Source organism: Qipengyuania sp. L-5Y (assembly GCF_056859455.1).
This window is the reverse complement of record NZ_JBSXOM010000027.1, coordinates 245,861-256,698: the sequence shown is the minus strand read 5'-3', so window position 1 is coordinate 256,698 and position 10,838 is coordinate 245,861. Positions and strand designations below refer to the sequence as shown.

Below are 10,838 nucleotides of genomic sequence, written 5' to 3'. Positions count from 1 at the left end.
GGCTGGACCCATGGTCCGGCCGAAGAGCTAGCGAAAGGTCTCCGCGCCCTGATGCCGGAAAGCCTGACGCGCGTGTTCTTTTCCGATTCCGGATCGACAAGCGTTGAAGTCGCCCTGAAAATGGCCTTGGGTTACTGGCTCCATCGTGGCGAAACGCGGCATAGCGTGGTCGTGATGGACAATGGCTACCATGGCGACACCATCGGGGCCATGTCGGTCGGCGCGCGCGGCGCATTCAACCGCGCTTACGAGCCCCTGTTGTTCGACGTCACGTCCATCCCCTTTCCCTCGCATGGTGCGGAACAGCATGCGCTTGATGTCCTGGAGGTAGCGTGTCGCAAAGGCGCGGCAGCGTTCATTGTGGAGCCGCTCATTCTCGGCGCAGGCGGGATGCTGATGTATTCTTCGCAAGCGCTCGCGGACATGCGCCGGATTTGCGCTCGATATGGTACCCTTTTCATCGCCGATGAGGTCATGACTGGTTGGGGCAGGACCGGCACGTTGCTCGCTTGCGAACAGGCCAAGATCGAGCCAGACATACTGTGCTTATCCAAAGGGCTGACCGGCGGTGCCATCCCGTTGGCAGTCACAATGGCGAACGAACCTGTCTTCGAAGCACATCGCAGCGAAGATCGCGCACGTATGTTTTTCCATTCATCGAGCTATACCGCCAATCCGATCGCTTGCGCAGCCGCCAACGCCAACCTTGCAATCTGGCGTAACGAGCCAGTCATGCAGCGGATCGCGAACTTGGGCGAAGGGCAGGCAGCGCAATTGAGCGCACTGGCAACGCACCCGGCGGTTCAAAATCCTCGGCAAACCGGCACCATTACTGCGTTCGAGGTGGGCGAAGGGAGCGGATATCTCTCCGACCTCGCGCCGCGAATGCTGGCACTTTTTCGAGAACGAAACGTCCTGCTTCGGCCGCTAGGCAACACGATCTACGTAATGCCGCCTTATTGCATCAGCAGTGAGCAACTAGACTGTATATACGATACGATCCGCGAAGTGCTGGACGAGGTCTCTGCGTTTCGTTGAAGTGCTGGCTGCTATTCGAGTTGCCCGTTCAGCAAACCGATGGCGCCGGGGATGCCGCTCGCGAACAGCCCTCTTCGGGACCTTCTGCGACCTTTGCAGCTCGATGTGAGGTAAGACCCGTGACTTGCCAAAGGCCCTCACAATCAGGCCTCAAGTTTAATCTTTAACTGGGCGGCCCACCCTCCTCGGGGCCCCAATCCCAGTCACTTGGACGTAGGAGGTCGATGCATCCAGCGGCGCTACAATAGCGCCTAAAATAAACCGACAGTCACGATTGTTTTATTTTCAGCTGCGGGTTAGTGTGCTCCCGGATGTGGCAAAAGCCTTACCGACAACGGGAGAGTATCGAATGGGACGGTTGTTTTCGCCGAGTCGACGAGGCTTCCTTAGCGCAACGGTTTCCAGCGGCCTCCTCGCTATGGCGGGGCCGCTATCAGCCACGAACATTTACCCTCTGGTTGAAACGACCCATGGACGCTTGCGTGGCGTAATGGCTGGGAGCGTCGCGAAGTTTGTCGGCGTCCGGTATGGCGCCCCGACAGGCGGAGCGAACCGATTCATGCCTGTCACAAAACCCCTATATCGAGAACGACCCGCGATCGCAGTTCCGAAGGATCTGGGCCGATATCGGCGCGTCGCGCGATTCCATTCCTGAATGACGCGGTCTGGCGAGGTGACAAGGCCGTGGGTCTCCTCGAACCAATCTTGGCCTCTGTGTCAGTGTACCGGCCTTTAAAAACTTGATTGGGCAGTAGCCCCATACCGCAAGAAGCGGATGCAACCTGGGAGAAAATGAATGAGGACTGTTCGCTCTTTGGCCCTAACTGGCGTGAGCCTTGCGATGCTGACTCAGCCGCTTCAGGCGCAGGAAATTCCATCGTCCGAGAGCCAAGGCGCAGTGGCGTCCGACGAAAGCGTTGCAGTTGCCACGAGCGATCCGATCGTTGTTACCGGTTCGCGCATCGTGCGACGCGATTACACTGCCGAAAGTCCTATTACGACCATCGGGGAGGAGTTCATTCAGAACGCTGGCCCGGCCACGCTCGAACAGTCGCTCAACGCCTTGCCACAGTTTCAGGCGACGCAAGGTTCGCAAACCAGCGCGGTAGCCGCTGGCGGTGGCGGGCGAGCCAATGCGAACCTTCGGGGTCTCGGCGCCGAGCGGACGCTTATCCTTTTCGATGGTCGCAGGCTTCAGCCATCCGACACATCGGGGGCGATCGATCTCAATACGATTCCATCCGCCCTTGTTTCCTCGGTGGAGGTCATCACCGGCGGTGCTTCAGCCGTCTATGGATCCGACGCGATTGCGGGCGTGGTGAATTTCAAGTTTAACAATCGTTTTCGCGGTCTTGAACTGCAGGGTGACGTCGGAATTGCAGAATTGGGCGATGCTGAAACCTATAGTGCGTCCGCCACCTACGGCGGCAGCTTCGCTGAAGACCGCGCGCGTGTATTCTTATCTGGCTCTTATCTGGAACGGGGGACTGCATCGCAATTCGCCAGGCCCTTCTTCGACAATGTGGATGGCACCTCTTCGCCGACAAGCGGCCTGATCATCCAGTCGGGCAGCAACCCTTTCGGGTTTGGTCGGCCAGGCAATGTGGCCGCGTTTCGTAATCTGTTCGGCAACACATACGGAACGAGTATTCCCGGGGTGTCGAGTAGCTATCTGGTCAATTCCGATGGGACTATCATTGGCCGTGATGGCGCACTGAACCTGCGCGATACCGAAACGACCGGATATCTGGTTGCGGACGGCGTTGTAAGGCAGCGCTCACTCTATGACTCCACCGTCCAACTGCGGATTGAGCGTTACACCGGTTTTGCCCGCGCTGAATTCGATGTGACCAGCGGGATTACGGCTTACGCACAGTTCAATTATGCTACGTATAAAGCCAGCCAGACGTCGGGGTCCGGTGTTCTTCAGTCGGTCGTCGATCCAATCCAGATCCCTGTTACGAATCCGTTCATCACGCCCGACTTGCGAACCGTACTGAATGCTAGGCCCTTTCCGACTGCCCCCTTCTCCTACTATTTCACCGGCACCCGCATAGGGCGGTTGGAAATAGAGGAAGATTACGATGTTTACCAAGCGCTTGTAGGTATTCAGGGCGCCATTGGCAGCTCTCTTAACTTCGACCTATATGCTACTCGCGGCAGGACCACCAACAACTCGACCACTTTCAACCAAGTCAGCAGATCGGCGTTCAACGCAGTCGTATCTGCGCCAGACGGTGGCGCGAGTCTTTGCGCGGGCGGCTACGATCCCTTCGGCTTCGCGCCGACTTCTCAGGAATGTTCCGATTATCTCACGCTCGACACGGTGGACAGGGCGGTCTTCGAGCAGACCGTTTTACAAGGGAACCTGACAGGCGCCCTGTTCGATCTGCCCGCCGGGCCGCTTAGCTTTGCAGTTGGCGCGGAGTATCGTCGCAACGAATATCAGGCGACGATCGACCCGCTCAGGAGCCCAACCCCAACTGGCACGCCCGGCGTTACGACCGCGCCCGAGGTGCTCGGCACATCGGGAGCGCTGTCTTCGGGTGGTGACGTATCGGTAGCAGAAATCTACGGCGAACTGCTCGTGCCCGTGTTCGATGGGTTCGAAGTCAATCTCGCCTATCGTTACTCCGATTATGAAACAATAGGCGGAGTGAATACCTACAAAGCAGGGGCCAATTGGACGCCCCTGACGGGCCTAACCTTTCGAGGCGGTTATTCTCGTGCAATCCGCGCGCCCAGTCTTGGCAACCTCTTTTCTCCACGCGCGGGGGCAATCGGCATCATTGGGCGGGCCGTTAGTGGCGGCGGAGACCCATGCGACGTGACAGGGGCGGCACGCAATGGTGAAATCGAAGGCGTTGATCCGACACAGGTCAGGGCGCTGTGTATCGCACAAGGGGTCCCCTTGTCGTTGGTGGATGGCTATACCTATTCGGGCAGTGCGAACGCGGCATTTCGCATCGGCAACCCCAACTTGCAGGAAGAAACTGCCGACAGCTACACGATCGGGGCGGTCATTCGACCGGATTTCATGTTTGACGTTCTGTCGGACTTTTCCGCATCCATAGATTATTATAATATTAGCGTGGATGATGCGATCGGCTATCTGACCAGCCCCATCGCGCTGAACCAATGTTATAACTTCACAGGTCAAAATCCCGACTATGACCCGCAGAATGTGAATTGCCAGCTAATCGAGCGCGATGCTTCCGGTCTGCTTGCCGAGATCGAAGAGCCCCTGTTCAATCTCGCCCGCTATCAGACTTCTGGGATCGACGTTCAGGTGGATGCGGCGGTCAACGTCGGCGGTGTTGGTCGGGTCTTTTTGAATAGCGCGCTAACCTACGTGATTAACTACAAAATCCAGTCGACCTCGAGCGATCCGGTCTTGGATTACGCAGGCACGGTAGGCAACGCTCAGATCGATGGATTCTCCTCGACTCACCCGGCCTGGAAGCACGTCACAACTCTCGGCCTTGCGCGTGACAACGGTTCTCTGTCGTTACGCTGGCGCTTTATCGGGCAACAGGACAACTCGGCGATCGTCACGAACTCTGACAGCAATGCGGAAGGCGTACCGGCGGTCAGTTATTTCGATCTCATCGGGCGCGTGAACGTGGCCGAACAGTTCGAATTGCGTGCCGGCATCAACAATCTGTTCGACAAGCAACCGCCTGAGTTCGGGGGAAGTTCGGTCACGCCCACTTCGACCTACGATGTGATCGGTCGCCGTTTCTTCGTCGGGGCGACAACGCGGTTCTGAGTCGGGCAAGTTGCAATCGGTCCGCTGGGAGCGAACCGGGAACTTGTTAGGCGCTTCGATCGGATTTAGGACACGTACCGCAATGACCGATGTAGTGCCGACACCTGCTCTCCAAAAGAGCAAAAGAGACGAGGTGCGCCCCAAGAAGGTTCGCAGAACCCAGGCGGAGCGCACCTCTTCGTCTCGCCGCCGTGCTATCGATGCGGCAATCGTTAATCTGGCCGAAGAGGGTTATGCGGCGACGACGGTCATCCGCGTGGCACAACGTGCAGGCATCAGCCGGGGCGGCATCCTTCATCACTTTTCCGGTAAGGCCGAATTGATGGAGGCAGTCGGTTACCGCGCTGTTGAAAGGCTTCAAAACAAACGCGGAGAGGCGTTGCGAGGAACCAAGCGAGGTGTCGAACGCTTCCACGCGCTGACCAAAGCGTCATGGGAAACGATCCGTGAGCCTGAATCGATCGCCTTGCTCGAAATCCTCATCGGGTCGCGCGGCGATCCGCTCTTGGCCGAGATAATGCCACGCATTCTCCAGCAGTTGGACCAAATTCACCTCGCAAAGACAAAGGACATCGCCAAGGATGCCGGGATCGAGAATGATGAGATGCTCAACACGATGAATAAGCTCCACATGGCGGCGATGAGAGGCCTACTACTCGAATCGATCTTCGCCGGATCGGAAGAAACGATCGCCGACTCGGTCAAATTGCTCGAATGGTACAAGGAAATGCTGACCGACCGGCTGATTGCCGAAAGCGCACAATCTTAGGATCGAGGCGGGTCAGTCTAAGTCCCATAGCTAACAGTTGTCCTGCTGAGCCGTGTTTATAACTTACTCGAGTTTCGCAAGGTCCCTCACGTAAACGCCAGATTTTGCGTGTAGCTTTCGGCGTCGACCAGTTCCTGCTGGAAGCCGCTCATTCCCCACCCTCCCGCACATCCGGCTAAAAAGTGTTGGGCGGTCAAGAAACAATCATGCCTGTATGTATATTGCCATCATCGTTGATGATGTGCATTCTGCGTGCCGAGCAAGAGCACCACGAAATATGACGGTGAGTGCGATAAACACAGGGAGAGACGTATGATCAGGCGTATGATCGGTGCCTTGATAGGCGCGACCCTTTTTACCGCCAGCGTACCAGCTATGGCGGAGCAGCAAACGGAAGCTGTGAGCCTCGGGGCAAATGCCGCAGGGGATCTGTACGCCGATGGCGATAAATGGCTTTGCCTGCCTGCACGCGCGGACACGTGTGGCCAGGATTTGGCGACAACCGTGGTAGACGCCGATGGCACGATGACACTCGAACCGTTTGCACCTCCGGTGGATGCGCCGGTCGACTGTTTTTACATCTACCCTACGATCTCGCTCGACCAAGGTGCGAATGCTGATTGGAACGAGGGGCCTGAGGAAGGTCGGGTAATCCAGCAGCAACTCGCTCGCTTTGCCGACGTATGCCGCGTATATGCACCAAAATATCGTCAGATCACCATGCTGGGGGCATCCGGCCAGCTACCGAGAGCTGAGGTCATCCAAGCATTTCGCACAGCCTATGGCGATGTCACGGATGCGTGGAGATATTACCTTGAAAACTACAATCAGGGGCGCGGCGTAATCCTGATCGGTCATTCGCAAGGTTCGCGTATGCTGACTCAACTCATCAAGACCGAAATCGACGGGAAACCGTCGCAGGACAGGATTGTGGCTGGTTACTTAAATGGCACCAGTGTGGTCGTGCCCAATGGAAAGGTTGTCGGCGGGGATTTCCAGTCAATGCCGCTCTGTACCAGCGCAAACCAAGTCGGATGCATCGTCGCCTATCGCAGTTTTCGAGATACCATCGGTCCGGTGAACGATTATGCCGCCACGTCTCGGCCCGGCATGGCGATCGCTTGCGTCAATCCCGCCGCGCCCGCCGGAGGTGAGGCTCCCCTGCATTCCTATCTGACGACAGATGCTTTGATGGGCGGCCCTGTGCCACGATGGACAATGGACGGCAAAACCGTCGACACACCATTCGCATCAGTCCCCGACCTGCTCACCGGCGAATGCGTGTCGAACGAGAAAGGTCAGTATCTCACGATCCGGATCAAGGCGGATCCTGATGACCAGCGGACTGACGACATCACTGGCGACATCTACAGCGATGGCCGGCTTAATCCGGACATGGGACTTCACCTGATCGACATCAATCTGGTGATGGGCAACCTGCTCGATCTTGCTCGCTCACAAAGCGAAGTTTGGCTTGCCCGTCAGAAAGAGTGACAAACGCCATCCTTCAATAAGTCGATCCCTTCTTTTGTGCGAAATGGGCATATTGAAACGAAAGGAACAGGCCCCTTCCAGCAATTTTCTGGATCGTTTGAAGATGGTCCCAGGTAGCTCTCGGCGCAAACTCATCACGGCTTCAACGGATGAAGTTTTCGGGTCACCGCCGCGCATCTGACATCATCCGAAGCCGCCGAATGAGGAACCGTAGCGCGTCCTCCGCCTTTACAGGTGGCGGTTGTGAACTCTACCGCTTGGCGGAAGAGCGAAAAAAAGGGGCGTTTGGCATGCTGGTGCGCGGATTGTTTGCAGACAAGGGCGTGGAGAGAAATCTCGGCTTCTGGATACCGCTCGCTCTTACAGTTGCTCTCGCTCTTCTGGGTGCGTTGATTTCCAAGGGGTTTTACTGGGGCTTCGTCGTAGTTGTCCCCCTGTTGCTCATAGCGCTGTGGGATATAGTCCAGACCAGCCATTCGCTGAGGCGGAACTATCCGCTGAGCGCCCGTTTTCGCTGGCTGTTCGAAGATCTCCGCCCCTTTCTGCGTAGTTACATCGTCGAAGGTCCGCTGGATGGCCGCCCGTTCGACCGCGTCGCCCGCTCGCTTGTTTATGCACGTGCAAAGCATCAGGAGGATGCCCACCCCTTCGGGACCGAACTGGACGTATACTCGGAAGAATACGAGGCGCTGTGCCATTCGATCAATCCGAACCCCAAAGCGCCAAAGCGGACGCGGGTTACGGTAGGGACCGAACAGTGCAGCAAGCCGTATGATGCGGCCCGTCTCAACATCAGCGCGATGAGCTTCGGAGCGCTTGGCAACCACGCGATCGAGGCGCTCAACATGGGCGCGAAGATGGGCGACTTCTATCACGATACCGGCGAAGGCGGGCTGTCACCCTATCACCTCAAACATGGCGGCGACATCGTCTGGGAATTGGGTTCCGGCTATTTCGGTGCCCGCAGCGACGACGGTAATTTCGATCCGGAAAGCTTCCGCGACAAGGCACAGCACGATCAGGTGAAGATGACCGAGATCAAGTTGAGCCAGGGAGCCAAGCCTGGCCATGGCGGATTGCTGCCGGCTGCCAAAGTTACCGAGGAGATCGCCAAGACGCGCCAGGTGCCGGCCAATCAGGATTGCCTCTCACCTCCTGGTCATTCGGCATTTTCGACACCGCGGGAAATGCTCGAATTCGCAGCAAAAATGCGCGAGCTTTCCGGCGGCAAGCCAGTCGGCATCAAGCTTTGTGTCGGCATGCCCCACGAGGTTTTCGCCATTTGCAAGGCGATGCTCGACAGCGGTATATATATCGACTTCATCGTCGTGGATGGCGGGGGCGGCGGAACCGGGGCGGCGCCCCTCGAGCTGTCCGACCACGTGGGGCTGCCACTGCGTATCGGGCTCCATTACGTCAACAATGCGCTGATCGGCACAGGCCTCAAAGACAAGATCAGGCTGGCTGCATCGGAAAAAGTGTTTTCCGGTTCCGCCATTGCCATGAACGCAGCGCTCGGCGCAAACTGGTGCAATGCTGCGCGGGCTTTCATGTTTTCGCTCGGCTGCGTCCAGTCGCTGCGGTGCCATACCGGGACCTGCCCGACGGGCGTTGCAACAAGTTCACCGGCACGCCAACGGGGGCTCGTCATTCCGGAAAAGGCGCAGCGCGTAGCCAACTTCCAGTCGAAGACGCTCGACAGCCTGCACGATATCGTAGTTGCGTGCGGCCTGGAATCGCCGGACGAATTCACGCCGCAGCACTTGCGTCAATGGAAGAACAATGCCGAGATGATCCCGTGGTCGCAGATTGTGCATGAGGTTGAGCCAGGCAAGCTGTTACATGAGCCGGAAGATACCGCTTTCGCTGAATATTGGCGGATGGCCGATCCCGATACGTTCAAACCGGCCACATGATATTTTCCTTGTCGACGAACTCTCCCTCGCCGACCCCGACCGCATCGCCGTCACCCGAAGCCGGCGAGGCCTCGTGGCACTGGCTGACCGATCTGACGCACTATCTTGATCCGACCCACCTATGGGGCGCGGTTGGGCTCGGTATCGTGTTCATTGCCATCGGCATGATATTAAGCTGGATCGTTCGCCGAACGCTCAAGACGGTCATCGACCATGATCCGAACGAGCGGATCGACCGGATGACAGTCAGCTTCATCCAGCATCTCGGAACCTTCATCATGTGGATCGTTCTCGCGCTGATCTTTTCGCATGTCGTTCCGTCTCTCAACAAGGTGACGACTTCGCTGTTGGCAGGCGTCAGTATCGTTTCGGTCGTCGTCGGGTTTGCTGCGCAATCGACGCTGGGCAACCTCGTGTCCGGAATCAGTCTCGTCATCTACAAGCCCTTCAGACGGGGCGACCGCCTGCAGCTGACCACGCCTACCGGAGTGGAGACCGGTCTAGTGGAGGATCTGTCGCTCGGTTACACCGTGCTGCGAACCTTCGACAATCGGCGGATCGTATTGTCGAACGGAACGATCGCCAACCAGATCATGATCAACCTGTCTTCGGTCGATCCCCGGGTGATGCTCTCACCGACGATTTCCATCGGTTACGATTCCGATATCGAGAGGGCGCGGGCGATCGTGATGGAACTGGCGCAGGGGCATGACGATGTCGTCGAGGTTGTGGGATGCCCGGTGGTCAATCTCGGCGGATCCAGCGTGGACCTGTCCCTGCGGGCCTGGTGTGCCGATTCCTCGACAGCCAAAGCGGTTGAATATGACCTGCTGGAACAGATCAAGAAGCGCTTTGACGAGGTGGGTATAGAAATTCCCTATGCTTATCAGAATGTCATAGTGAGCGGGGCAATCTCAGCACGAGCAGAGGGCGAAAGCGCGTCGCCTTTCGGTGGCCCGATAAAACGATAGACCTGTTTGGAATAAGCGTCACTTGGCGCGAATGTCCACGATCGACGAATTGGAGAGGTATCGATGTGTGAACTGTTTGCGATGAGTGCATCTGTACCGCACACGGTCTGCTACGAACTTGATCTCTTCGCGGCCGAGGGTGGCGAGAAGCATCGCAATCGCGATGGATGGGGTATCCTTTTCGCCCAGGATCGCGATGCCTACCTGTTCCGCGAGCCCAACCCTGCCGCCACCAGCGAACTGTCGCGGATGGTCGTTCGCTACGAGAGGCCTTCCAAGCATTTGATGGCGCACGTGCGCAGAGCGTCGTCGGGAAAGCCCGCATTGGCCAATACGCATCCGTTCGATCGAGTTGTAGAGGGCAAGCGGCATGCCTTTGCGCATAATGGAGATTTGCCGGGCATCGAGGAGCTTGAAGAAGCCCGCAAATGGGTCCCTCACCGCATTGGCGACACGGATTCCGAATTGGCGTTCCTCATGCTTCTCGAGCGGTTGCGCACGGCAGGCTCGATCACAGCGGAGGCGCGGTTTGACGTATTTGCGCGCTTTGCGTCGGAAATGCGCGAACTGGGAAGCTCCAACTTCCTATTTTTCGATGGCGAACATCTGTTCGTTCATGCGGACCGACGCCGCTTCGAAACAGAGCACGGATTGACCGACCCGCGCGAGCCTGGCCTGAACGTTCGCTTTTTCGACGATAAAAACCTTGGTGACAGCTGGAATGCCACGGGGGCGAAGATCGACGAAATATCGGGCCCCCTCTACCTTTTCGCATCGGTGCCCCTGGATTCCCAAGGTTGGGAACCTCTGCAACGTGGAACAGCTATTATTCTGAAGGACGGGAAGATCGTTTCGCAGCGTGTGAGCTGAAGTCGCGCGCG

Annotated in this window: 7 protein-coding genes; all 7 read left to right on the top strand. The window is 57.5% G+C overall.

The annotated features are described in order from the left end of the window. The coding region (gene bioA / locus AC13F2_RS07415; protein WP_482970459.1) for an adenosylmethionine--8-amino-7-oxononanoate transaminase at window positions 1-1,038 on the top strand (1,038 nt) is incomplete at its 5' end. A 796-nt stretch (window positions 1,039-1,834) separates the two neighbouring features. Beyond that, window positions 1,835-4,807 (top strand): TonB-dependent receptor domain-containing protein, encoded by a 2,973-nt coding sequence (locus AC13F2_RS07410; protein ID WP_482964793.1) that lies wholly within the window; start codon window positions 1,835-1,837, stop codon window positions 4,805-4,807. An 82-nt stretch (window positions 4,808-4,889) separates the two neighbouring features. Next, entirely contained in the window at window positions 4,890-5,576 is a 687-nt protein-coding gene (locus tag AC13F2_RS07405; protein WP_103023893.1) for a TetR/AcrR family transcriptional regulator, read from the top strand. 312 nt (window positions 5,577-5,888) lie between these two features. Continuing rightward, the gene (locus AC13F2_RS07400) at window positions 5,889-7,070 is read left to right on the top strand and encodes a DUF3089 domain-containing protein (protein WP_482964792.1); all 1,182 of its coding nucleotides are present in this window, start codon (window positions 5,889-5,891) and stop codon (window positions 7,068-7,070) included. Window positions 7,071-7,360: 290 nt separating this feature from the next. Beyond that, complete coding sequence (locus tag AC13F2_RS07395) at window positions 7,361-8,986, top strand: FMN-binding glutamate synthase family protein (protein ID WP_482964791.1); 1,626 nt, start codon at window positions 7,361-7,363, stop codon at window positions 8,984-8,986. 8 nt (window positions 8,987-8,994) lie between these two features. Continuing rightward, a complete protein-coding gene (locus tag AC13F2_RS07390; RefSeq protein ID WP_482964790.1) occupies window positions 8,995-9,957 on the top strand; it encodes a mechanosensitive ion channel family protein in 963 nt (320 codons plus the stop codon). 63 nt (window positions 9,958-10,020) lie between these two features. Further along, window positions 10,021-10,827, top strand: a complete 807-nt coding sequence (locus tag AC13F2_RS07385; RefSeq protein WP_482964789.1) for a class II glutamine amidotransferase — start codon at window positions 10,021-10,023, stop codon at window positions 10,825-10,827. Window positions 10,828-10,838: the final 11 nt, after the last annotated feature.